General features: G+C 69.9%; 25 protein-coding genes. 12 read left to right on the top strand and 13 right to left on the bottom strand.

All coding sequences use genetic code 11. The features are described 5' to 3' along the window. Window positions 1-56: 56 nt before the first annotated feature. From SK854_RS41710 to SK854_RS41700, 3 genes are read right to left on the bottom strand one after another with little or no spacing between them, the layout of a single operon-like run. On the bottom strand, window positions 57-848 hold the full coding sequence (locus SK854_RS41710) for a glycoside hydrolase family 20 zincin-like fold domain-containing protein (protein ID WP_319980667.1): 792 nt from the start codon (window positions 846-848) through the stop codon (window positions 57-59). Window positions 849-882: 34 nt separating this feature from the next. Continuing rightward, the gene (locus tag SK854_RS41705) at window positions 883-2,580 is read right to left on the bottom strand and encodes a sensor histidine kinase (protein WP_319980666.1); all 1,698 of its coding nucleotides are present in this window, start codon (window positions 2,578-2,580) and stop codon (window positions 883-885) included. Further along, window positions 2,570-3,265 (bottom strand): response regulator transcription factor, encoded by a 696-nt coding sequence (locus tag SK854_RS41700; RefSeq protein WP_319980665.1) that lies wholly within the window; start codon window positions 3,263-3,265, stop codon window positions 2,570-2,572. The genes SK854_RS41705 and SK854_RS41700 overlap by 11 nt, the downstream gene beginning before the upstream one ends. A gap of 80 nt (window positions 3,266-3,345) precedes the next feature. On the opposite strand from SK854_RS41700, the gene SK854_RS41695 reads away from it, so the two are divergent. Genes SK854_RS41695 through SK854_RS41680 form a run of 4 tightly spaced genes read left to right on the top strand, consistent with a single transcriptional unit; the run spans window position 3,346 to window position 6,804 of the window. Continuing rightward, complete coding sequence (locus SK854_RS41695) at window positions 3,346-4,380, top strand: efflux RND transporter periplasmic adaptor subunit (RefSeq protein ID WP_319980664.1); 1,035 nt, start codon at window positions 3,346-3,348, stop codon at window positions 4,378-4,380. Continuing rightward, window positions 4,377-5,084, top strand: a complete 708-nt coding sequence (locus tag SK854_RS41690; protein ID WP_319980663.1) for an ABC transporter ATP-binding protein — start codon at window positions 4,377-4,379, stop codon at window positions 5,082-5,084. The genes SK854_RS41695 and SK854_RS41690 overlap by 4 nt, the downstream gene beginning before the upstream one ends. Next, complete coding sequence (locus SK854_RS41685; protein ID WP_319980662.1) at window positions 5,081-6,250, top strand: ABC transporter permease; 1,170 nt, start codon at window positions 5,081-5,083, stop codon at window positions 6,248-6,250. Before SK854_RS41690 ends, SK854_RS41685 begins: the two co-directional genes overlap by 4 nt. Before the next feature lie 17 nt (window positions 6,251-6,267). Next, complete coding sequence (locus SK854_RS41680; protein WP_319980661.1) at window positions 6,268-6,804, top strand: hypothetical protein; 537 nt, start codon at window positions 6,268-6,270, stop codon at window positions 6,802-6,804. Between the two features lie 14 nt (window positions 6,805-6,818). Here SK854_RS41680 and SK854_RS41675 read toward each other — a convergent pair whose 3' ends face one another. The 4 genes from SK854_RS41675 to SK854_RS41660 form a co-directional block, all read right to left on the bottom strand. Continuing rightward, window positions 6,819-7,391, bottom strand: a complete 573-nt coding sequence (locus tag SK854_RS41675) for a DUF2510 domain-containing protein (RefSeq protein ID WP_319980660.1) — start codon at window positions 7,389-7,391, stop codon at window positions 6,819-6,821. Window positions 7,392-7,395: 4 nt separating this feature from the next. After that, window positions 7,396-8,730, bottom strand: a complete 1,335-nt coding sequence (locus tag SK854_RS41670; RefSeq protein ID WP_319980659.1) for a DUF4041 domain-containing protein — start codon at window positions 8,728-8,730, stop codon at window positions 7,396-7,398. 106 nt (window positions 8,731-8,836) lie between these two features. Then, window positions 8,837-9,856 (bottom strand): LLM class flavin-dependent oxidoreductase, encoded by a 1,020-nt coding sequence (locus tag SK854_RS41665; protein WP_319980658.1) that lies wholly within the window; start codon window positions 9,854-9,856, stop codon window positions 8,837-8,839. Continuing rightward, window positions 9,853-10,437: an NADPH-dependent F420 reductase gene (locus SK854_RS41660; RefSeq protein ID WP_319980657.1), complete on the bottom strand. Its 585-nt coding sequence runs from the start codon at window positions 10,435-10,437 to the stop codon at window positions 9,853-9,855. The genes SK854_RS41665 and SK854_RS41660 overlap by 4 nt, the downstream gene beginning before the upstream one ends. Before the next feature lie 103 nt (window positions 10,438-10,540). Here SK854_RS41660 and SK854_RS41655 point away from each other — a divergent pair, with 103 nt between their 5' ends. After that, on the top strand, window positions 10,541-11,293 hold the full coding sequence (locus tag SK854_RS41655) for a class I SAM-dependent methyltransferase (protein ID WP_319980656.1): 753 nt from the start codon (window positions 10,541-10,543) through the stop codon (window positions 11,291-11,293). On the opposite strand, the gene SK854_RS41650 is transcribed toward SK854_RS41655, so the two are convergent. Continuing rightward, complete coding sequence (locus SK854_RS41650; protein WP_319980655.1) at window positions 11,277-12,056, bottom strand: alpha/beta fold hydrolase; 780 nt, start codon at window positions 12,054-12,056, stop codon at window positions 11,277-11,279. The two genes, SK854_RS41655 and SK854_RS41650, sit on opposite strands and share 17 nt — an antisense overlap. 67 nt (window positions 12,057-12,123) lie before the next feature. Here SK854_RS41650 and SK854_RS41645 point away from each other — a divergent pair, with 67 nt between their 5' ends. The 4 genes from SK854_RS41645 (at window position 12,124) to SK854_RS41630 (ending at window position 15,374) form a co-directional block, all read left to right on the top strand. Next, window positions 12,124-13,593, top strand: coding sequence for an ABC transporter substrate-binding protein/permease (locus SK854_RS41645; protein ID WP_319980654.1), 1,470 nt, complete (start codon window positions 12,124-12,126; stop codon window positions 13,591-13,593). Beyond that, on the top strand, window positions 13,590-14,357 hold the full coding sequence (locus SK854_RS41640) for an amino acid ABC transporter ATP-binding protein (protein WP_319980653.1): 768 nt from the start codon (window positions 13,590-13,592) through the stop codon (window positions 14,355-14,357). Before SK854_RS41645 ends, SK854_RS41640 begins: the two co-directional genes overlap by 4 nt. Next, on the top strand, window positions 14,354-14,986 hold the full coding sequence (locus SK854_RS41635; RefSeq protein ID WP_319980652.1) for a nucleotidyltransferase domain-containing protein: 633 nt from the start codon (window positions 14,354-14,356) through the stop codon (window positions 14,984-14,986). Before SK854_RS41640 ends, SK854_RS41635 begins: the two co-directional genes overlap by 4 nt. Window positions 14,987-15,065: 79 nt before the next feature. After that, window positions 15,066-15,374 carry a DUF1540 domain-containing protein gene (locus SK854_RS41630; protein ID WP_285639988.1) on the top strand — a complete coding sequence of 103 codons (309 nt, stop codon included), beginning with the start codon at window positions 15,066-15,068 and terminating at the stop codon, window positions 15,372-15,374. On the opposite strand, the gene SK854_RS41625 is transcribed toward SK854_RS41630, so the two are convergent. The 3 genes from SK854_RS41625 to SK854_RS41615 form a co-directional block, all read right to left on the bottom strand. Then, entirely contained in the window at window positions 15,371-15,793 is a 423-nt protein-coding gene (locus tag SK854_RS41625; protein ID WP_093603224.1) for an MgtC/SapB family protein, read from the bottom strand. The genes SK854_RS41630 and SK854_RS41625 overlap by 4 nt on opposite strands. A 207-nt stretch (window positions 15,794-16,000) precedes the next feature. Beyond that, window positions 16,001-16,588, bottom strand: coding sequence for an SMI1/KNR4 family protein (locus SK854_RS41620; RefSeq protein WP_319980651.1), 588 nt, complete (start codon window positions 16,586-16,588; stop codon window positions 16,001-16,003). An 8-nt stretch (window positions 16,589-16,596) separates the two neighbouring features. After that, the gene (locus SK854_RS41615; protein WP_319980650.1) at window positions 16,597-17,421 is read right to left on the bottom strand and encodes an aldo/keto reductase; all 825 of its coding nucleotides are present in this window, start codon (window positions 17,419-17,421) and stop codon (window positions 16,597-16,599) included. A 30-nt stretch (window positions 17,422-17,451) separates the two neighbouring features. Here SK854_RS41615 and SK854_RS41610 point away from each other — a divergent pair, with 30 nt between their 5' ends. Further along, window positions 17,452-18,093 (top strand): TVP38/TMEM64 family protein, encoded by a 642-nt coding sequence (locus tag SK854_RS41610; protein ID WP_319980649.1) that lies wholly within the window; start codon window positions 17,452-17,454, stop codon window positions 18,091-18,093. A gap of 81 nt (window positions 18,094-18,174) precedes the next feature. On the opposite strand, the gene SK854_RS41605 is transcribed toward SK854_RS41610, so the two are convergent. Together SK854_RS41605 and SK854_RS41600 are read right to left on the bottom strand one after the other, a co-directional pair. After that, on the bottom strand, window positions 18,175-18,519 hold the full coding sequence (locus SK854_RS41605) for an RNA polymerase-binding protein RbpA (protein WP_065919117.1): 345 nt from the start codon (window positions 18,517-18,519) through the stop codon (window positions 18,175-18,177). 238 nt (window positions 18,520-18,757) lie between these two features. Continuing rightward, window positions 18,758-19,513 (bottom strand): thymidine kinase, encoded by a 756-nt coding sequence (locus tag SK854_RS41600; protein WP_319980648.1) that lies wholly within the window; start codon window positions 19,511-19,513, stop codon window positions 18,758-18,760. A 543-nt stretch (window positions 19,514-20,056) separates the two neighbouring features. Here SK854_RS41600 and SK854_RS41595 point away from each other — a divergent pair. Beyond that, a complete protein-coding gene (locus SK854_RS41595; protein ID WP_319980647.1) occupies window positions 20,057-20,404 on the top strand; it encodes a PadR family transcriptional regulator in 348 nt (115 codons plus the stop codon). After that, window positions 20,401-21,264 (top strand): hypothetical protein, encoded by an 864-nt coding sequence (locus SK854_RS41590; protein WP_319980646.1) that lies wholly within the window; start codon window positions 20,401-20,403, stop codon window positions 21,262-21,264. Before SK854_RS41595 ends, SK854_RS41590 begins: the two co-directional genes overlap by 4 nt.

The following is a 21,264-nucleotide window of genomic DNA, read 5'->3' as shown; positions in this document are numbered from 1 at the left end:
AAACATGTGAACCGCGGGCCTCATCTGACCTGCGGTCACACCACCGCTGTGAACGGCTACCAGGCGGGCGCCACGGCGGACGTCGTGCGCAGACCGCCGACCCAGCCCGCCGTCGCGACGGCACGCAGCCCGTCGTCGCCTTCGGCGAGCTTGCCGTGCGGGCCGAGAACGTCCGTGCTGCCGTCGTGCCAGCGCACCGGCAGTTTGCCGTGGCGTTCCAGCAAACCGGCGAACTTGGTCGTCAGCTTGGCCGTACCGATGTGCACCCAGCGGCTGGGGAACAGCTCCAACAACTCGATCGTCGCCGGACTCAGTTCCGGCACGACGATGATGCCGTGATCGCGGCCGTACTCGACGAGTTCGCGCAGCGCGTCCGGATCGCCTTCGGGAAAGACGTGCAGGACGTTGAGCTTGTAGGCGGCCATCCGGTCGATGGCCTTGCGCATCTCGGCGGGCGGCAGCAGCGCGCTCGACACACCGCGCCACGCGAACGCGGGGGAGTCACGCAGATCGGCCGCGCGGACCGTCGCGTCCCGGGTCATCAGCTGCCGGAACGACTGCACGCCGTGCCGCAGCCCTGCCTGGGTGCCCGCGCGCAGCATCACCGCGTCGTTGCTGACCAGCAGCGCGTACCCCTCCGGGCCGAGTCCGCGCATCGCCGGGTCGTGCGACACCATCAGCATGCCGTCGGGCGACTCCGCCAGCAGGTAGCCGGTCTCCCGGAAGATGTGCTCGCGCAGCATCGCGGCCGCGGTGCGCGCCTGCCCGGTCACCCGGACGGTCACGTCTTCGGTCAGTACGAACGAGCCCGTGCGACGGGGCGCGCTCGTGGGCATGGGAACAATCACCGGTTTCCTCTCCAGCGAACTAACGCTGGGTGTATCAGCTGAGTTCCGGCAATCGGACGCGGAACGTGGTTCCGACACCTGTCGTGCTGGTCACATCAACCGTACCGCCGTGCGCCTCGACGAGCTTGCGGACGATCGCGAGGCCCAGCCCGCTGCCGCCCGTGGTGCGGCTGCGCGACTTGTCCGCGCGCCAGAACCGGTCGAACACGTGCGGCAGATCGTCCTCGGAGATGCCCGAACCGGTGTCGGTCACGGTGAACACGACCCCGCCGTTCTCCGCTGCTGCCTCGACCGCCACCGAGCCACCGGCGGGCACGTAGCGCAGCGCGTTCGCGACGAGGTTGTCGAGGATCTGCCGCAACCGCAGGGCATCGGCCCGCACGGTCAGCGAGGGGTCCGCGGACACCGCCAGCGTGACGCCTGCCTGCGTGGCACGAACGTCGTGCCCAGCTCGGACCTGCTCCAACGCGCTCGCGACGTTCACCCGTTCGAGCGTCAGGCGCAGCGAGCCCACGTCGGCCACGGCGAGATCCTGCAGGTCGTCCACGACGTGCTGCAGGACCAGCGCCTCCTTGAGCAGCAACGTGATCAGCGCCGGATCGAGGTCGCTCACCCCGTCCTCGGCCGCCTCCAGCCAGCCCCGGATGTTGCTCAACGGCGTCCGCAGCTCGTGCGCGACGTCGCTGACCATCGCCTTGCGCGCCTGCTCGACCTGCGCCCTGGTCGCGGCCATCGTGTTGAACGCCCTGGTCAGCCCCGCGATCTCGTCCTGCCCGCGCACCGGCACCGGCGGGATCTCGCTCCCACCGGACATGTGCTGGGCGGCCGCGGTCAACGCTCGCAACGGCCGGGTGATCCGCGCCCCCGCGAACGCCGCCACCCCGATGGCCGCCAGCAGCACCGCCGCCGCGGCCCCCACGACCTGCCGGCCGTTGCCCGACAACGTGATCGCGGTGGTCGGCGTGCCCGTGGGGTTCGTCAGGTACAGCAGGACCGGCGCCGCCACGTACGGCGCGAGCTGCTCTTTGCGGGAGGCGGCCACGCAGGCGGCGACGGCGGGCTCGTCCGGCGGCGGCACGCCCGTGGACTGCTTCAGCGCCGGCGTGAAGTCGGGATCGAGCTCTACCGGCGGCAGCGACCTGCGCGCCAGGCACGCGTCGACCAGGTCCTCCAGTTCCAGCAACGCGGAGAAGTCCGCCGCGGTGTCGAACGGCAGGTCCCGCTCCCGGCAGTCCAGGCGCGCCTGTTGCTTCTTGACCAGCCGCAGGCAGAACAGCGACCCGGTGCGGTCCTCGCGGTCGCGGAAGTCGATCGGCGTGCGGAACGGCCCGAGCACGCGCTTGTCGATCCGGTCCGCGGGCGCGCCTGGCACCAGCACCGGGTCGACCGCGAGCGGATCCACCACGGCCGCGGCCCTGGCCGGCAGTTCGCCGCCGTCCCCGCCGCGATCCGCGACCGTGCGGCCGTCCTTGGTGACCAGCACGAGACGACGGCCGGGGTGCTCGGTCATCAGCGTCTCGACGTAGCCGTCCACTTCGGACCAGTCGCGGTGCTCGGCCGCGTAGGCGAGCAACGTCGTGTAGATCCTGTTGTCCGAGGCGAGCTCACGGCCCTGCTCACGGGCGATCGACGCCTGGGTCAGCTGCGTCGCCAGCCACGCCGTCGCGGCGATCGAGCAGACCGCGATCAACACCACGACCACGAGCAGCCGCGTGAAGACGCTACGGCGCATCAGCGCGTCCGGCCGTGAGCTTGTAACCGATGCCGTAGACGGTGACGAGGTGAGCGGGCACGCGTGGGTCCGTCTCGATCTTGCGGCGCAGGTTCTTCACGTGCGTGTCGATCGTGCGCGTGGTCAGGAAGCTGTCGATGCCGTGCATCCGTTCCAGCAGCTGCTCACGGCTGAACACCCTGTCCACTTCGGACGCCAGCACCTCCAGCAGCTCGAACTCGCCCGGCGTGCACTCGACCAGCCCGCCGCGCACCCGCACCTCGTGCCGCAGCTGGTCGACCACGATCGGCCCGACCTCCAGCACCGGCTCCGGCTTCTCCGCGGGTACCCGCCGCAGCAACGTCCGCACGCGCGCCACCAGTTCGCGCGGGCTGAACGGCTTGGTCATGTAGTCGTCCGCGCCGATCCCGAGCCCGTGCAGCAGATCGTCCTCAGTGGACCGCGCCGTCAGCATCAGCACCAGCACGTCCGAACCGGCCCGCAACGCCCGGCACACGTCCAGCCCGCCCAGTCCCGGCAGCATCACGTCGAGCACCACCAGCGCGGGCTGCCGATCGCGGGCCACGTCGAGCGCGTCCCGTCCGTCGTGGACGACGAGCACGCGATGATGGTCCTGCTCCAGGTACCGGCGCACCAGCTCGGCCTGGTTCTCGTCGTCCTCCGCGACCAGGATGAGAGCGCTCACCCGGCCGATCATAGGGACGCCCTCACGGCGATCACCGGTTTCACACAGGATCCTCACAAGTGCCTCCGAAGATCCACGGCATGCGCAGGACAGTCATCGCGGCCACGGTGCTCGTCGTGGTCGTCATCGCCGTGGTGCTGGTGGTGCGGGCCCGGCCATCAGAGCCCGCGGCGGCCCCTCCACCAGCGGTGAAGACCACGACCGTGCGAAAGGGAGACCTCACGAACACCCGCACGCTCCAGGCCCAGCTCGGCTTCGGCGCCGCCCGCCCGGTCAAGGGCACCACGGGCACCGTCACGAAGCTCCCGGTGACCGGCCAGGCCACCGAACTGGGCAAGGAGCTCTACCGCGTCGACGACCAGCCCGTCGTCGTGTTCTTCGGCGCCACCCCGTTGTTCCGCGCCCTGGACACCCCCGGCCTCAAGGGCTCGGACGTGGCGGTGGTGATGGACAACCTCGCCGCGCTCGGCCACTCGGTCGGCACCCGTCCCAAGGACGCGACCAAGGCCGAACTCACCCCGCGCGTGGTCGAAGCCCTGAAGAAGTGGCAGAAGGCGCTCGGTGTCGACCAGACCGGCGTCCTGGCGCCCGGCCGCGTCCTGGTCCTGGACCGCCCGATGCGCGTCGGCACCGTGAAGGCCCAGCTCGGCGAGCCCGCCGCGGAGGAACTCTTCGACCTCACGCCCACCACCCGCCTGGTGTCGTTGCAGCTGGCGGTCTCCGAGGCGGGCGTGCTGAAGACGGACCTGCCGGTCACGATCGTGCGCCCGGACAACCGCGCCGTTCCCGCCAAGGTCACCTCGGTGACGCAGGTGGCCGCCCCCGCCGACAACGGTGGCGGCCCGAAAGCCGACGTCGTGGTCACCCCCGACAACCCGGCGGACGTCGAGGACCTGGACACCGCCCCCGTCCGCCTCACGGTCACGACCGAAAGCCGCACCGGCGTGCTGATCGTGCCGCTGGCGGCCCTCGTGGCGCTGAAAGAGGGCGGCTATGCGATCCAGCTGCCCTCCGGCGGTTTGAAGGCCGTCCAAACCGGCCTGTACTCGCAGGACAAGGTCGAGATCTCCGGCGACGGCGTCACCGACGGCCTGGAAGTGGTGACCGCCCAATGACCCCGGTCCTCGCCCTGCGCTCGGTGACCAAGCGCCACCCCGGCGGCGTGACGGCTCTCGACGACGTGTCGCTGCAGGTCGAAGCAGGTGAGCTGCTCGCGATCGTGGGCCCGTCCGGCTCCGGCAAGTCCACCCTGCTGCACCTCGTCGGCACCCTGGACCTGCCCTCGTCCGGCACCGTGGAGATCGACGGCCAGGACGTCTCCCGCCTCCCGGATCGCCGCCTGTCCGCGTTGCGCGCGAGCCGGCTGGGGTTCGTGTTCCAGCAGTTCCACCTCTCCGACGCCCTGACGGCCACGGAGAACGTGGCCACCGGCCTCCTCTACGCGGGCGTGCGCCGCAAGGACCGCCGCCCGCTCGCCGTGCAGGCGCTGAACCGCGTCGGCCTCGGGCACCGCACCGACCACCGGCCGTCCGAGCTCTCCGGCGGCGAACGCCAGCGCGTCGCCATCGCCCGCGCCGTGGTGAACAACCCGGCCCTGGTCCTGGCCGACGAGCCGACCGGAGCCCTGGACACCGCGAACGGACTCGCGGTGCTGGAACTGCTGCGGGAGCTGAACGGGCAGGGCACGACCATCGCGCTGATCACGCACGACCGGGACATCGCCGCCTCGTTGCCACGCCGAGTGGAACTGCGGGACGGGCGGATCATGGCGGACACCGGTGACCGGGCCACCGTTCAATTTTCGAGGGTCGAGTCATGACCCGTCTCTCACCCGTCGACCTCCTGTCCCTCGGCTCGCTCGGCATGCGCACCCGCCGCCTGCGAGCCGCCCTGTCCGCACTCGGCATCGCCCTGAGCATCGCCACCGTCGTGGTCGTCACCGGCATCCCGGCCTCCAGCCAGCAGGCCCTGCTCGACGAGCTGACCGCCCTCGGCACCAACCTCCTGCGCGCCCAGCCCGCCCCGCGCCAGGACGACCCGGTGCTGTTCCCGGAGTCCTCGGTGGCGATGGTCCAGCGCATCGGCCCGGTGACGGACGCCGCGGCCGTCGCCAACACCCACACCCGAGTCCGCCGCAACGACCTGCTCGACCCCGGCCACAGCTCCGACATCACGGTGCTCGCCGCCACCCCGAACCTGCTGGACACCGTGAACGGCCACGTCCAGAGCGGGGACTTCCTGCCACGGCCGGACTTCCCGAGCGTCGTGCTCGGCAACGTCGCCGCCCAGCGGCTCGGCATCCCGGACGTGGGCGAACACCCGGCGGTGTTCGTGGGGGAGAAGTGGTTCACCGTGACGGGGGTACTGGGCCCCATGCCGCTCGCACCCGACATCGAACGCTCGGTGCTCGTCGGCTGGGACGCCGCCCGCACGCAGCTGGGGTTCGACGGCCACCCCACCGTCGTCTACGTCAAGGCCCGCGAGGAGTCCATTGAGGACGTTCGCGCGATCCTGCCAGCCACGCTCCACGGCGAGATCCCCGGCCTGGTGCAGGTGAGCCGCCCCTCCGACGCGCTGGCGGCCAAACGTGCCACGCAGAACTCCTACAGCGCGCTGTTCCTGGGGCTCGCGGGCGTCGCGCTGCTGGTCGGCGGCGTCGGCGTGGCGAACACGATGGTGATCTCGGTGCTCGAACGCCGCAGCGAGATCGGCCTGCGCCGTGCGCTCGGCGCCACCCGCGGCCACATCCGCGCTCAGTTCCTCACCGAAGCCGTCCTGCTCTCCGGTCTGGGCGGACTGGCCGGCACCGCCTTGGGAGCACTCGGGGTCGCGGGCTACGCGACCCTGCACCGCTGGCCGCTCGTCATCCCCCTCGAAGTCCTGGCCACAGGCGTGCTCGCCGCGTTCGTCGTGGGCGCCGCAGCCGGCCTCTACCCCTCCATCCGCGCCGCCCGGCTCACCCCGACGCAGGCGCTCGCCGCGTGACGAAAGGAAATCCCGCGATGAAGAAGGCCACCCTGGCCCTGCTGCTGGTGCTGGCGGCGTGCGGCAAGCCCGAGGCTCAGCCCCAGGTCGCCTCGATCTCGACGCCGCCCAGCAGCGCGGCCGCGACGTCGGCCGCCCAGGAGCAACGGCCCCGTGAACGCCTCGACATGACCCCGGAAGACCTCGAAGCCCTCCAGGTGCCGTACGACCAGTGCCTGGCGGGCTTCGGTCTGGACAAGAAGGGACGCGCGGCCGAGGGCAGTGGCCGTCCGCAGCCCACCAAGGAGGAGCTCGACAAGGCGCTCCAGGCGTGCGAGTCGAAGACGCCGCTGCCCCCGTGGGAGAAGGACACCTCCAACCCGGAGGCCGTCGACTTCGCCAACCGCGTCGTGCAGTGCCTGCGCGGCAAGGGAGTCCGCTACGTCGAGGTGCTCAACGAACCGGGCTCGGAGATCATCAGCTACGCGCTGGGCGGCCCGAACAACGACGCCGCGTCGATCTCACTCGGCCTGGAGCACGCCAAGGAGTGCGAGATCGCCTCGTCCAAGAAGTGACCGTGAGCAGGCCGTCAGACGACGTCTAGGCGGGGTGCCGCCGATGCGGCTCCGGCGGCCTGCGCCACCGTTTGAGCATCGGAGAGGTTGCCGACGCGCACCGCGAACGCCGGAACCGCCCGTTTCGTGGGCTTGGTGACGTAGACGAGGAACATGCGAGAGTTGCGGTCGTAGACGATCGCCTTGGCCTGGTTCCAGCCGACTTGGAGGAACTGCTTGCCGAGCAGGCCGACGAACAGGAACAGCAGGCGGTGGTTCGTGCACACCAGCACGCCCCGGCCTTCCCCGACGGCGCCGGTGAGTGCCAGTACCCGCTCCTCGGCGCCGAGATGCCCGTCCAGCAGGTTGATTTCCTTCATCGACCCCACGAGCGCACCCCGTACGCGCTCCAACGCTGCCGCGATGTCCGGCCGCAGCACTGGTTGAACTGGTTGCGAGACGACTTGGGGAACAGGTGCGGCGGCGACCTTGCGGACGGCCGTGTGGAACGTCCAGCGCTGCCCGTCCCAGTAGCGGACAAGCGCGTCGTCGAGCGGATCGGGCAGCCAGGCAGCAGGCCGCGTCTGTGCGGCGGGTGGATACGTCATGGCGTTACTCACCATCGTCCGACAGGTCGCCGTCAGCGCCGACCGACGACATGGCCAGCTCTCCCGGCGCGGCCTGTCTGTTCGACTCGGACGCGCGCCACTCCAGGGCTTCTGCGACGTCGTCGTACTGAAGGACGGGGCTGTTCTCCAACTCGACGACCAGGTCCTTCACCTCGGCGGGCGTGGCGTAGAAGAACTCACGTCGATGGTTGACCAGGTTGACGCGCTTGTGGCTCAGCCGCTGGTGCAGAGCGGTTTCGAGGCCGACGGCGTCTTCGGAGAAGATCAGGGCGTGCGTGTCGAACCGGAACGGCACCGACGCGTCCCCGAGTTCCCTGACCCGGTCCATCGGCTCCTGCCTGCGGGTCATGCCGATCTTCACCACGCCGGGGCCGAAGGCGCCGATGTTGGAGATCACGTACACGTAGCCCAGCCGCACGTTGGCGGCGCGGTGCTCGACGCCGGCGATCGCGGCGTCGACCGATGCCAGTTGCTCTTGGGCCTTGGTGAGCGCTACGAGATCGCCGTTCGCCTCCAGCTTCACCACGGCGGCCAGGTAATGAGCCCGTTCCTTGGCCAGCCGGGCGCGTTCGCGTTCGATCTCCTTCATCACCTTGGCCTCCTCGCGCAACCGGTCACGCTCGGCCTTGGCCAGTTCCTTCTCCGCCTCGACCTTGACCAGGTGGTCCGAGGTCAGATCGATCTCGAGCAGCCGCAACCGGTGGTAGTCAGGAGAAATGGTTATGCGCATCAGGACGCCGAGCTTGCCGATCGTGTCCTTTGTGGTCGTCAACCGCTTCTTCACCGTCTCGCGGGTGTGCGGCTTCACCGAACGCACCGCGTTGTCCGCCTCGGCGTTGTAGGCGCGGAGCATCAGCTTCGCCATGTCCTTGCCGAGCTTCTGCCCCTCCTTCACGGACCCGTTGACGGCCCAGTCGACGTGGCAGGACACCGCGTCGCCTTTGGCGGACTCCTTGATCCGCAGTTTCAGGTCGGCTAGTGCGTCCTTGTACGCCACCGCGTCGTCCAGCGGATGGGCGTACTCGTAGACGCCGACCTCCTGCAGCAGAGCCAGGTCACGCGTCTCGACGAGTTGCGAGCGCCACGTGTCGACCTCCGCCTGCAGTTGGCGCTGGGAAGTGCCTAGCGTCATGTACTCGTTCTTCTTGTGATCCACGGCGGCCCGCAGCTGACGTAGCTCACCCTCCAGTGAGGGTGTCTCGGCGCCGCGAAGGTGACCCACCCATCCGCGCAGTTCGGCGATCGTGCCCTGCGCTGCGGCGAGCTGCTCGCGCAGCACGGTGACTTCAGCGTTCTCCTTGCTGCCGAACAGGGACACCCGAGATCCTCCCGAAAGCGTGCGTGCGGACGTGTCTGCTGCATCGTGCGGCCGGTGGACCGCATTACCGAACGGCGCACGCACGTCAGGGATTCACTGGACCGGACTAAGCGAGCATGTCCTGCACGAGAGGCACGACCTTCGTCCCGTACAGCTCGATCGTCCGCGTCAGCGACTCGTGCGAGAGCCCGCCGATCCCGTACTTCAGGTCGAACCGGCTCGCGTCCAGCTTCTTCATGGTGGCGGCCATCTTCGTCGCGACGGTCTCCGGTGACCCGACGAACAGCGCGCCGTGCGGCCCCACCTCGTGCGCGTACGACTCCGGCGTCGGCGTGGAGAAACCGCGCGTCTTGCCGAGCCGGCTGATCACGTCGAGGTAGTGCGGCCAGAACTCTTCCCGCGCCTGTTCGTCGGTCGGCGCCACGTGGCCGGGGGAGTGGATCCCGATCGGCAACGGGTCGCGGCCGAACTTCTCCAGCGCGTGCAGGTAGAGCTCCGAGAACGGCGCGAACCGGGCGGGGTGGCCGCCGATGATCGCGAGCATCAGCGAGAACCCGTACGAGGCCGCGCGCACGACGGACTGCGGGCTGCCGCCGACGCCGATCCACGTCGGGAACGGCTCGGTGAACGGCACGACGTCCTGCTCGTGCAGCGCCGCCCGCGTCTTGCCCTGCCAGGTGATCGGGCCGCCCTTGAGCAGCTCGGCGAACAGGTGCGTCTTCTCCTCGAACAGGTCCTCGTAGTCCGCGAGGTCGTAGCCGAACAGCGGGAACGAGTCCACACTGGACCCGCGGCCCAGGATGACCTCCGCGCGGCCGTCCGACAGGGCGTTGAGCGTCGAGAACCGCTGGTACACGCGTACCGGGTCGTCCGAGCTGAGCACCGTCACGGCCGACCCGAGGTGGATCTTCGAGGTGCGGGCGGCGATCGCGGCCAGCACCACGTCGGCCGCCGACAGCGGCATGTCCGGGGTGTGGTGCTCGCCGATGCCGAAGAAGTCGAGGCCGACCTGGTCGGCCAGCACGCCCTGCTCGACCAGGTTGCGAATGGTCTGGGCGTGCGACAGCGGGGTGCCGGACGCGTCGTGGGTGACGTCGCCGAACGTGTCGAGTCCGAACGTGGTCATGACTGCTCCTTGATGAAGTTCTCGAATTCCTGCCTGCGGGCCGCGACGCCGAACACCGGGCCGCCGGGTTCCAGCAGCCGTCCCGCGGCCAGGGACCCCACCGGCACCGGGTCGAACCCGATGCGCTCCAGGAACGCCGCCACGGCCTCCAGCGCGGTCGGCGAGTCACCGGCCAGGCCGACGGCGCGGCCACCGGCGGGTTCCATGTCCTGGTAGGCGACGTGGTTGAGGGTCTTGACGACCTGCGCGCCCACCAGTCGCCGGGCCACGTCCTCGCTCGTGCCCAACGGCTCCGCGGCGGGCGGCCAGTGGTTCATCGAGTCGATGACGACCTTGCCCGCGAACATCCGCGGATCGAGCGTGGAGAACCGGTGCCACGGGATCGCCAGCACGACGAGGTCGGCGTCCGCGACGGCGTCGGAGGCGGCCTGTGCGACGGCGCCCGGCGCGAGGAACTCGGTGATCATCTCGATCCGCGCGGGGTCACCGGATCCCGCGATGCCCACCTCGTAGCCCGCGGCCAGGGCCAGACGCGCGAGGACGGGACCGACGTGGCCCGCACCGAGAACAGCGATCTTCACAGCACACCCGACCTCGCTAGTTGACGTATCACCTAGCTTAACCGGACCAGCCCCCGGATATTCCCGCGGGGTGTGGTCGGGCCGGCTGGGTTACTTTCACCGCGTGTGGGGTTTCGGTGACGCCTACGAGCGGTACGTCGGCCGGTGGAGCCGGCCCGTCGCGGTGGAGTTCCTGCGCTGGCTGGACGCGCCGCCCGGCCGGACGTGGCTCGACGTCGGCTGCGGCACGGGCGCGCTGACCGAGACCGTGCTGGCACACGCCCGACCGGCCGCGATCACCGGCATCGACCCTTCGGAAGGCTTCCTCGAGCGCGCCCGGCAGCGCGTCCCCGGTGCCACGTTCGAGGTCGGCAACGCCACCGATCTGGGCGGACGCACCGCCGACGTCGTGGTCAGCGGACTCGTCCTCACGTTCGTGCCCGACGCGGCCCAGGCGGTGGCGGAGTTCGCCCGCGCCGGGTCGTACGTCGGCTCGTACCTGTGGGACTACACGAGCGGTATGCGGATGATGCGGCTGTTCTGGGACGCCGCGAAGGACGTCGATCCCGCCGCGGCCTCGCATGATGAGGGCCTGCGGTTCAGCGACGTGAGCGGCGCCGGCCCGTTGCGGGCGTTGTGGACCGGAGCCGGTCTGCGCGACGTCGAGGTGACCGGCATCGTCGTACCCACGGTGTTCCGCGACTTCGCGGACTTCTGGGAACCGTTCCTGGGCGGAACGGGCGCGGCACCGGCCTACGCCGCGACGCTGCCGCCGGAGCAGCTCGACGCGGTGCGCGACCTGCTCCGCTCCCGTCTGCCCGGGGAAGGCCCGATAGAACTGACCGCCAAGGCCTGGGCAGTCAGAGGTTCGCGCTGAGGAACCGCTCCAGGTGCGGGTTCACGTCCGCGGCGTGCGTGAGGCTCAGGAAGTGCGCGCCACCCTCGACGAGGACCAGCGGCTCGGCCTTGGGCAGCGCCGCGACCAGGGCCTCGGCCTTCGCGACGGGGTAGGCGAGGTCCGCGGTGCCGTGCAGCACGAGCGCGGGCACGCCGATCTCCGCGGCCCGGTCCAGCACGCCTTCACGGCCGACCAGGGCGTTCATGATCAGCCGCAGCCGTTCGGGCTCGACCTCGCTCCACTTCGGCGTCCACTCGGACGGGTCGTAGTCGCCCAGGCAGATCTTCGCGACCGCCTCGATCACCGACCCCGGTCCCTGCGCGATCCACACCTCGGCGAGCTGCTGGTAGGCGTCGGAGACCTGCTCGTCCTCCGGCTCACCGGACGTGCCCAGCAGCGCGAGCGCCGTGACCCGTTCCGGCGCCAGCAACGCCATCCGCAGCGCCACGAACCCGCCCTGACTGGTGCCCGCGACCGCAGCGGCGTTCACGCCCAGTTCGTCGAGCACGGCGAGCGTGTCGCGGGCGACGTCCCAGTGGTCGAACGGCGCGTCGGCGGGCGTGTCGCCGTGGCCGCGCTCGTCGATCGCGATCAGGCGGTAGCGGTCGCCGAGGGCCTCGACCTGCGGCGCCCACATCGTCGCGTCCATCAGGAAGCTGTGCAGCAGCACGACCGCCGGGCCGTCACCGCCGTGGTCCACATAGGACACCCGCTGTCCTTCGGCGGTGGTCACCGTTGCCATGCCGTACACCCCGTCCCGCATAGTGGATCATCAGCGCCGGTCGCCCTGTTCGCTCTACCCTGCCCGGATGCGACAAGTGTTCAGGGGCGCGGTGCTGCTCCTGCTGCTGTTGATCGTCGTCCCCGCACCGGCGTACGCGCAACAAGAGCAACCACCGCTGGTCCGCGTCGGCACGGAGGGCACCTACCCGCCGTTCTCGTTCCACGATCCGCAGTCCCAGGAGCTGACCGGCTACGACGTCGAGGTCGTCAAGGCGATCGCCGCGAAGGCCGGTTGGCGGCTGGAGTTCGTCGAGACGCAGTGGGACGCGATCTTCCCCGCGCTCGACGCCGGCCGGATCGACCTCATCGCGAACCAGGTGTCGCGCAACCCCGAACGTGCCGCCAAATACGGCCTGTCCAGCACCTACACCTACTCGCGGGGCGTGATCGTCCGCCGCACCGGCGACGACCGGATCAAGTCCATCGCGGACCTGAGCGGCAAGACCACCGCCCAATCCAGCACCAGCAACTGGGCCAAGGTGGCCCGCGACGCCGGCGCCCGCGTGGAGGCCGTCGAAGGCTTCGCCCAGGCCGCCGCGCTGCTGCAGCAGGGCCGCGTCGACGCGATCGTCAACGACAACATCGCCGTCCTCGACTACCTCGCCACCACCGGCTCGAAGGACGTCGAGATCGCGGGCGACGCCGGCCAGGCGGGCAGCGAGCAGGTCCTGGCGCTGCGGCAGGCCGACTCGGCGCTGCTGACCCAGGCGAACACCGCGATCGACGCGCTGAAGGCCGACGGCACGTTGCGCGGCATCTCCCAGAAGTACTTCAAGGCCGACGTGTCCGTCGCGGACGGTGGCGCCGCCGACCTCTCGGAGGGCCGCGGCCCGCGCAGCACGGGGGACATCCTGCGCTCGACGGCGTGGCCGATGTTCGTGGGCCTGGTCAAGGTCACCATCCCGCTGACCGCGCTGTCGTTCGCCATCGGCCTCGTACTGGCGCTGCTGGTGGCTCTCGCCCGGATCTCGCCCTACAAGGTCCTGTCCGGGCTGGCACGGGCGTTCATCTCGATCATCCGCGGCACCCCGCTGCTGTTGCAGCTGTTCATCGTCTTCTACGGCCTGCCGCAGATAGGCCTGAAGTTCCCGCCGTTCACCGCCGCCGTGGTCGCCTTCTCGCTGAACGTCGCGGGCTACGCGGCCGAAGTGATCCGCTCGGCGATCCTGTCCGTGCCGCGCGGCCAGTTCGAGGCGGCGGCCACGATCGGCTTCGGCTACGCGCAGACGCTGCGCCGAATCGTGCTACCTCAGGCGGCCAGGACCGCCGTGCCGCCGCTGTCCAACACACTTCTGTCCTTGCTCAAGGACACGTCACTCGGCTCAGTCGTGCTGCTGACCGAGCTGTTCCGCGAGTCCCAGCTGGCCGCGGCCGAGAGCAACGAGTTCCTCGCCCTCTACGCGTTCGCGGGGCTCTACTACTGGGTGATCTGCGTGGCGTTGTCCGCCGGGCAGAAACGACTGGAGACCAGGCTGAACAGGTACGTGATCGCATGACCGACATCCGCATCGAGGTCACCGGACTCAAGAAGTCCTTCGGCGACCTGAACGTGCTGCGCGGCATCGACTTCACCACCCCGCGCGGCACCTCCACCGTCCTGCTGGGACCGTCCGGCTCCGGCAAGACCACCCTGCTGCGCTCGCTCAACGTCCTCGACACCCCGGACGCCGGCGTCGTCCGCATCGACGACGTGTCGGTCGACTTCTCGGCACTGCCCGCGGGCAAGGCGGGCCGCGCCGAGGGCCGGCGGCTGCGCGCGCAGAGCGGCATGGTGTTCCAGTCGCACAACCTGTTCCCGCACCGCACCGTGCTGGAGAACCTCACCGAAGGCCCGATCGTCGCCCAGAAACGCCCGGTGGACGAGGTGGTGGCGGAGGCCCGCGTCCTGCTGGACCAGGTGGGACTCGCGGAGAAGGCCGACTCGTACCCGTACCAGCTCTCGGGCGGCCAGCAGCAGCGCGTCGGCATCGCCCGTGCGCTGGCGTTGAAGCCGCGCGTCGTGCTGTTCGACGAGCCGACGTCCGCACTGGACCCCGAACTGGTGGGGGAGGTGCTGGCGGTCATCAAGGACCTGGCGTCGCAGGGGTGGACGACGGTCATCGTGACGCACGAGATCCGGTTCGCCGAGAAGGTCGCGGACCAGGTGCTGTTCCTGGACGGCGGCGTGATCGTGGAGAGCGGGCCGCCCGCGCAGGTGATCGCGGAGCCGCGGGAGGAACGCACGCAACGGTTCCTGCGGCGCGTTCTCGACCACGGGTGAACCTGACGGAGCTTCCGTGGGAGCCGCTGAGCCCGGCCGAGGTCGCCGGGCTGTTCACCGAGACTCCCTGGTGGACAGCGGGCGGCCACGCCATCGAACTGGCGGTCGGCCGCCCGGTGCGTCCGCACTCGGACGTCGACGTGCTGCTGTTGCGCCGCGATCAGCTCGCGGCGCAACGCGCACTCGCGGGCTGGGCGTGGTGGGCGGCCGACCCGCCAGGAACGCTGCGCCCGTGGCGACCCGGAGAGATCCTTCCTGCCGATGTGCACGACATCTGGTGCCGTCCGGCCGGGTCCGAACAATGGCGGGTCCAGCTGATGCTCGACGAATCCGCCGGCGAGGACTGGGTTTCCCGGCGCGATCCACGCGTCCGCAGGCCCGTCGACACGCTCACCCGCATCAGCCCGGCGGGCATCCCGTACCTGGCGCCGGAGATCCAGTTGTTCTACAAGGCGAATTCGCCGCGCCCGAAGGACGACGCCGACTTCGACGCAGCGTTGCCGCAGCTCAGCGGGGAGCAACGACGGTGGCTGGCCGACGCGATCGCACTCGGCCACGACACGCATCCGTGGTGGGAGCGACTGACGGAAATAGGCGCGGCGGAATCCCGAAAGGATAGGCTCGCCTAATTCCTTTCGAATTGCGGGCCTTCTGCCGTGGTGGCATCGTCCGAATCACCGAACCTTTCCCACCACGGCAGGAGCGGACATGACCACCCTCGAGAACCCGGCGATGCCCGCCGTCCACGATTGCACCGTGAGCGACTGCTCCTACAACCACGACGGCTGCCACGCCTTCGCGATCACCGTGCGCGGTGACAACGGCGCCGCCGACTGCGGCACGTTCATCCCGCTGGGCACGAAGGGCGGCCTGGACAAGGTCGTCGCGCAGGTGGGTGCCTGTTCCCGCACCGACTGCACGCACAACGCCTCGCTGGAATGCACGGCGCAGAGCGTGCGGGTCGGCCAGGGCGAAGGCGACCACCACGCGAACTGTCTGACGTACCAGCCGCGTTAGTCCTCTTCCTTGCGGTCGACGGCCCGGCCCAGTTCCCGCAGGCCGACGTTGACCGCGATGATCGCCACCGTGCCGGCCGCCGCGACGACGTGCAGGCCGGCGCCCGCCAGCGACCCCACCGCGGCCGCGCACCACAGCGTGGCCGCGGTGTTGAGTCCCCGCACGGACAGGCCGTCGCGCAGGATCACGCCCGCGCCGAGGAACCCGATGCCGGACACCACCTGTGCGGCGACGCGGGTGGGGTCGCCCTGGCCGTCGAAGCCCTGTGCGGACAGCAGAACGAACAGCGCGGCGCCCACCGCCACGAGGGCGTTGGTCCGCAGGCCTGCCATGCGCGAGCGGTACTGCCGCTCGAAACCGATCAACGCGCCGAGGCCCATGCTCTCGGCAATGCGCAGCGTCATGTCGAAGACGTGCATCGTGTGACTCCCCTTGTGTGCAGGGGTGTGCGTCACACGCCAGAACTGAAGCGTGCCCAGAAGGGTTCAGCGAGGTGGAGTGACCCGCGCTGGCTGCTGTCGCCTGGCATGTGTCGCTCACCTCGCTTCCTCGTGTCTGGTTGGTAAGACCGGGGAGTCACGCTACCGAACCGGGCGTGAGCCCTGGGTGAGAGTGGGACGCGCGTCTCATTCCCAGTGGAAGTCGTTGCGCTCGAACACCAGGCGGTGGCCGGTCTCGCCGCGCAGCGCGCGCAGTGCGTCGTCGAGCATCGCGGTCACGTTGGGCCACAACGGATCGCGGTCCGCGCCGCTGTACTTGTCCCACTCCATCACGCACCCGTGCAGATCCCCGCCGCGCAGGTCCACGAACAGCTCGTGCCCGGACCCGTCCGCGGCGACCGGAAGCCACGCGGGCAGCCAGATGTCCACGCACGGCGTGCCTGCCGGTTCGCGCAACGCGACCGCCTCGTAGTCCTTCTCCTCGCCGAGCGTGCGGAACGCGATGCCGCTGATCGCCTGCATCATCAGCGTGCGCAGGCGCAACGCGTTGTCGAGGCCGTGCGGCTGCCACATCGGAGGCACGAGCGCCCAGCGCGCGTAGGTCTCGCCGATGCCACCGAACTGCCGCCACCACGCGACGAGCTCGGCGGGCAGCGCGTAGCCGATGCTCTCCTCCGCGTCCGCGATGTCCACAGCGGACGACGACGGCAGCAACACGGCGTACAGCGCCGGGGAGTTCTCGCCGATCCAGGTCTCGATGTCGGTCCAGCTCACGGCCGGAACTAAAGCATGGCGAGCGGCGTCGGCCCGGCAGGGGGAGGGAAGGCCCGGTCGAGATCGGCGAGATCCTCGGGCGTGAGACGGAGTTCCAGCGCCCGAGCGTTCTCCCGCACGTGCGAGGCCGAACCGGCTTTGGGGATCGCGCAGACCTGAGGCTGCCGCAGCACCCACGCCAGCGCGACCTGGGCCGGCGTGGCGTCGTGCCGCCGGGCGACCGACGCGAGCGCGGGGGAGTCGAGCAGCCTGCCCTGTTCGACGGGGGAGTAGGCCATGATCGGGATGCCGGCGGAGACGTGCCACGGCAGCAGGTCGTGCTCGGGCCCGCGGCGGGTGAGGTTGTAGAGGATCTGGTTGGTCTGGCAGAAGCCCGGCAACGCCGTCAGCTCGCGCATGTCGTCCAGGTCGAGGTTGCTCACGCCCCAGTGCCGGATCTTGCCCGCGTCCAGGAGCGCCGCGAACCCGTCCAGGGTCTGGGCGAACGGCACGCTGCCGCGCCAGTGCAGCAGGTACAGGTCGAGCCGGTCGGTGCCGAGACGGCGCAGTGAAGCTTCACACGCGCGCACGGTCCCGGCCGCGGAAGCGTGGGACGGCAGCACCTTCGACACGAGGAACACCTCGTCGCGCCGACCGGCCAGAGCCTCGCCCACGAGCGTCTCGGACGCGCCGGAGCCGTACATCTCGGCCGTGTCGACCAGGCTCAGCCCGAGGTCCAGGCCGGTTCGCAGCGCGTCGATCTCGGCAGCGCGCCGGGAGGGATCCTCGGCCATCATCCAGGTGCCCATGCCGAGCGCGGGGACGGTCTCGCCGGAGGGGAGCAGCACGGTCATGCGCTTCAGCTTGCCGGGTACGTTGGGGTGATGCGACGTGCGGGCCTGATCCTCCTGGTGCTGCTCGTCGTCGCGCTGGCGGTCACGGCGCAGCTCGTGGACCTGCCCGACGGCGCACGGCTTCGCGCACTGGTGGACGGCGCGGGGAGCGCGGCTCCGGTCGTGTTCGTCGCGGTGTGCGCGCTCGGCACGGCGGTGTTCTTCCCGAAACCCGTCCTCGCCACGGCGGCGGGGCTGCTGTTCGGGGTGGGATGGGGGAGCGCGCTGGCGATCGCGGGTTTCACGGCGGGCGCGATGATCGCGTTCACGATCGCCCGCAAGCTCGGCCGCGACACGGTCAAGGGCTGGCTGGGGGAGCGGCTGACGGTGCTCGAACGGGTCTTCGCGCGCCGGGGAGTCGAGGCGACCCTCGTGATCAGATTGTTGCCGATCCTGCCGTTCACGCTGGCGAACTACGGCGCCGGCGTCACGTCGGTCAGAGGCCGGGACTTCGCACTCGGCACGGCGCTGGGACTGGTGCCCTCGACCGTGCTCGCCGCCGTGCTGGGGGACGCGCTGAGCGATCTCGGCTCGCCGCGCTCGATCGTCGCGCTGTCGATCTGGGCCGTGCTGGCGGCCGTGGGCGTGTGGTGGGGCCGGAACTTGATCACAGCGGCCGCACGAGCCTCCTAGACGCCCGGAAGCGGTACGCAAAAAGCCGCCCCGGCGGGAGACCGGGACGGCTTGAAGCGTCTGCGACCTGGCTGGTCTGGATCAGGCCGTGCGGGTACGGCGTCCGCGAAGCTCTTCGAGCCGCTCGTCGAGCAGCTCCTCGAGCTCGGGGATCGACCGGCGCTCCAGGAGCATGTCCCAGTGCGTGCGCGGCGGCTTGATCTTCTTGACCTCCGGCTCGACGCCGTCGATGATCTTCGACTCGGTGCCGTGGAGACGGCATTCCCAGGTCGGCGGCAACTCGGCGTCGTCGGAGAACGGGACCTCGAAGTCGTGTCCCTTCGGGCAGGCGTACCGCGCTGCCCGGCGCGGAGCGAGATCGTGGTTGCGGTCGGTCTCGTAGCTGACTGCTCCGAGCCGGCTTCCACGCAAAACGCGGTCGGCCATGGCGGTGTCCTTTCGCTCGGCTCAGGGCCGGGGCCCAGGCTTCTTGCTCACCGTGTGCAACGCCCGGATTGCTCCGTTTGTTTCCGGTTCGCTCTCATGGTCGCCCACAGTGACGTCTTTCACTCGTCAACGAAGGCTTCCTACTAATGGATGCGATCGCCACAGGATCGTGACGCGTTATCAAGCTCCTGCGCTCATGCATCACTCTAATGGCCCAGTGGGGCCGGTGGGTAGTCGCCTACGCCAACCGAAGTTGACCACTTTGTGCGACGTCAGGGCCTAGGTCGCCCAACCTAAAGTGACGCCTGCAGAGCACCTGGTAACGGATAGTAGTTTCCGTGGCCTCGGTAACACTGTTGCTCTCTGTACCCGATCGGTGCTGTTCCGTGTCCGAAGCCGTGTCGGCGACCAGAACCGTGTCCCCGGCGCGAATCACCTGCCCGGCCCGCACCCGCGCGTTGAACCGTCCCGGCACCCCGCACCAGCACAGCACCTCGACCTGGATCGCCTTGAGCTCGTCGGCCAGTTCGAACAGCCGCTGCGAGCCGGGGAACATCTCGCCGCGGAAGTCCGTGGCGAGTCCGAAGCAGTACACGTCGACCTGGACGTCGTCCGCGAGCTCCGCCAGCTGCCCGACCTGGGCGGGGGAGAGGAACTGCGCCTCGTCCACGATCAGGTAGTCCACGCGCCGGCCCTCGGCCCACTCCGCCCTCACCAGTGCGCGCAGGTCGTCGTCGCGGATCTCCGCGGCCTCGCGCGTGATGCCGATGCGACTGGAGATCTGCGGCTTGCCCGACCGGTCGTGCCGCACCAGCAGCAGGCCTCGCCTGCCCTGACGCGAGTTGTTGTGGTCGATCTGCAACGCGAGCGTCGACTTGCCGCAGTCCATGGGGCCGAAGAAGAACTTGAGGTGCCCCACCACCGGCGTCGAGCGCCGGGAACCAGCGACAGGTACAGCGGAGAGGGCGTCTGTCGGATCGGGAAGGGCGTCCACGGCGGGTCACCCTAGTGCCTGGATCCCGATCATGAGGAATCCCCACGGTCCATCCCTCCCTCACACCCGGGTCGTTCGAGTGCGACCTGCCATTTCTGGACGGCATAGCCGCTTTTCGAGGTTTCCAAACCTCATCTCGACTCGGATCACTCGATAGCTTCAGTGTTGACTGAAATGAGACCTCCGGAGGGTGGTCCCGCGCCGCGCCGACGAAGAACCGCTGAGGGCACATCGGCGGGGGAGGCGTGTGGCACTGGCGGGCAGGGACCTGCGACATGGGGGAGGAGTGCGGGCATCTCGGGCGGTCTGCCGCTTGAGATGCAACGGGAGAGGCGTCGCCGAACCCTGTTCGCGCGAACCCGTGATGCGGGCAGAGCGGTAGAGGACCGGCGTTCGGCGCACGCGATTTGATCACGGCAAGTCCGTCCGCGAGTCGACCAAGCCTGCAGTCAGCAGCCTCTATTGCTTCAGTGTTGACCGAAATCAACTCCCAACGGTCATTCCGCTTTCCGATATAGCTCGCGCCGCGATATATTCAACGACATGAGTGGTCGGGTCATGTCCGAGCAGACGTTCCTCGTCCTCACCGCGCTGGCGGAGGAGGCGTTGCACGGTTACGCGATCGTGCAGGCGGTGGAGCAGCTGTCCGAAGGGCGGATGGTGTTGCGGGTCGGCACGCTGTACGGGGTGCTGGACCGGTTGGTCGCGGACGGGCTCGCCGAGCGCGACCGCGAGGAGGTGCACCAGGGGCGGCTGCGGCGCTACTACAAGCTCACCGACTCCGGTGTGCGGGCGTTGCAGGCGGAGGTCGCGAGGCTGAGCGCGAACGTGCGGGCGGCGAGCGCGGTGCTGAGGGGGAGGGGGCTCCAGGCATGGGCGGGTCGGGCGTGAGCAATCTGGAGCGGCGCTACCGGCTGCTGCTGAGGGTGTTGCCCCGGTGGTATCGGCAGGATCGCGAGGAGGAGATGGTCGGGATCTTCCTGGCCGAGCGGGACGACGACCTCGACCTGGAGCACAGCTGGCCGGGGTGGGGGGAGACGGGCGCGATCCTCGGGCTGTCGGTGCGCACGCATCTCGCGGCGGGGGCGGCGCTCACGAGCGTGCCGGCGAAGGTCGTGTGGCGCGGTGAGGTCGTGCGGGCGCTGGGGATGATCGGGCTGCTGCTCGGTGTCTTCTACGCGACGGCGGCGATCGTGAACCTCGCGGTCGGCGTCGCTGGTCCGTTCCCGGTGTGGCGTTTGCTGGAGCTGGGGCCGTTGGTGGCGTTGCCCGCGTTGCTGGCCGGGCGGCGGACGCCGGCGAAGGTCGCGGCGGCGGCTCCGGCGGTGTTGTCGGTGGTGTCGCTGGGGCAGCCGGAGTACGCGGTGACGTGGAGCGTGTTCCAGTTGCCGTCGCTGGTGACGTTCGCGTGTCTGTGCCTGGGTTTTCACCGGGAGGCGCCGACGCCGCCCGCGCGGAGGCTGCTCTGGTGGGGTGGGGGAGCGGCGTTGCTCGGGGTGCTGGGCGGGTTCGCCGCGGGGGTGGGGTTGCTGTCGGTCGGGTTGATCACCGTGGTCGTGCGGGTGTTCGCGTTCGTGCGCGGTGACTTCGTGCTGGGGCGGGCGTTGTCGTTGTTCGCGCTGCTGCAGCTGGTGCCGTTGGTGTTCCTGGTCGTGGCGGGGAGCGAGGTGTTCGTGCCGGCGGCCGGGCTCGCGCTGCTTCTGGTCCTGGTGGCGGTGGCGCCGGTGCGGCGGCAGCGGGTCCGGGTGTGA

It is taken from the genome of Lentzea sokolovensis (assembly GCF_033949975.1).
In the GTDB taxonomy this organism is placed as follows: Bacteria; Actinomycetota; Actinomycetes; order Mycobacteriales; family Pseudonocardiaceae; genus Lentzea; species Lentzea sokolovensis.
The sequence above is the reverse complement of the archived record's forward strand: the minus strand, read 5'-3'. Positions and strand labels throughout refer to the sequence as shown.

What these genes read in the sequence shown, in the direction of transcription:
- SK854_RS41705 (WP_319980666.1), bottom strand. Translation starts at nt 2,580, where the DNA reads ATGCGCCGTAGCGTCTTCACGCGGCTGCTCGTGGTCGTGGTGTTGATC.
- SK854_RS41695 (WP_319980664.1), top strand. Translation starts at nt 3,346, where the DNA reads ATGCGCAGGACAGTCATCGCGGCCACGGTGCTCGTCGTGGTCGTCATC.
- SK854_RS41690 (WP_319980663.1), top strand. Translation starts at nt 4,377, where the DNA reads ATGACCCCGGTCCTCGCCCTGCGCTCGGTGACCAAGCGCCACCCCGGC.
- SK854_RS41685 (WP_319980662.1), top strand. Translation starts at nt 5,081, where the DNA reads ATGACCCGTCTCTCACCCGTCGACCTCCTGTCCCTCGGCTCGCTCGGC.
- SK854_RS41680 (WP_319980661.1), top strand. Translation starts at nt 6,268, where the DNA reads ATGAAGAAGGCCACCCTGGCCCTGCTGCTGGTGCTGGCGGCGTGCGGC.
- SK854_RS41675 (WP_319980660.1), bottom strand. Translation starts at nt 7,391, where the DNA reads ATGACGTATCCACCCGCCGCACAGACGCGGCCTGCTGCCTGGCTGCCC.
- SK854_RS41665 (WP_319980658.1), bottom strand. Translation starts at nt 9,856, where the DNA reads ATGACCACGTTCGGACTCGACACGTTCGGCGACGTCACCCACGACGCG.
- SK854_RS41650 (WP_319980655.1), bottom strand. Translation starts at nt 12,056, where the DNA reads ATGGCAACGGTGACCACCGCCGAAGGACAGCGGGTGTCCTATGTGGAC.
- SK854_RS41645 (WP_319980654.1), top strand. Translation starts at nt 12,124, where the DNA reads ATGCGACAAGTGTTCAGGGGCGCGGTGCTGCTCCTGCTGCTGTTGATC.
- SK854_RS41640 (WP_319980653.1), top strand. Translation starts at nt 13,590, where the DNA reads ATGACCGACATCCGCATCGAGGTCACCGGACTCAAGAAGTCCTTCGGC.
- SK854_RS41630 (WP_285639988.1), top strand. Translation starts at nt 15,066, where the DNA reads ATGACCACCCTCGAGAACCCGGCGATGCCCGCCGTCCACGATTGCACC.
- SK854_RS41625 (WP_093603224.1), bottom strand. Translation starts at nt 15,793, where the DNA reads ATGCACGTCTTCGACATGACGCTGCGCATTGCCGAGAGCATGGGCCTC.
- SK854_RS41615 (WP_319980650.1), bottom strand. Translation starts at nt 17,421, where the DNA reads ATGACCGTGCTGCTCCCCTCCGGCGAGACCGTCCCCGCGCTCGGCATG.
- SK854_RS41610 (WP_319980649.1), top strand. Translation starts at nt 17,452, where the DNA reads ATGCGACGTGCGGGCCTGATCCTCCTGGTGCTGCTCGTCGTCGCGCTG.
- SK854_RS41605 (WP_065919117.1), bottom strand. Translation starts at nt 18,519, where the DNA reads ATGGCCGACCGCGTTTTGCGTGGAAGCCGGCTCGGAGCAGTCAGCTAC.
- SK854_RS41595 (WP_319980647.1), top strand. Translation starts at nt 20,057, where the DNA reads ATGAGTGGTCGGGTCATGTCCGAGCAGACGTTCCTCGTCCTCACCGCG.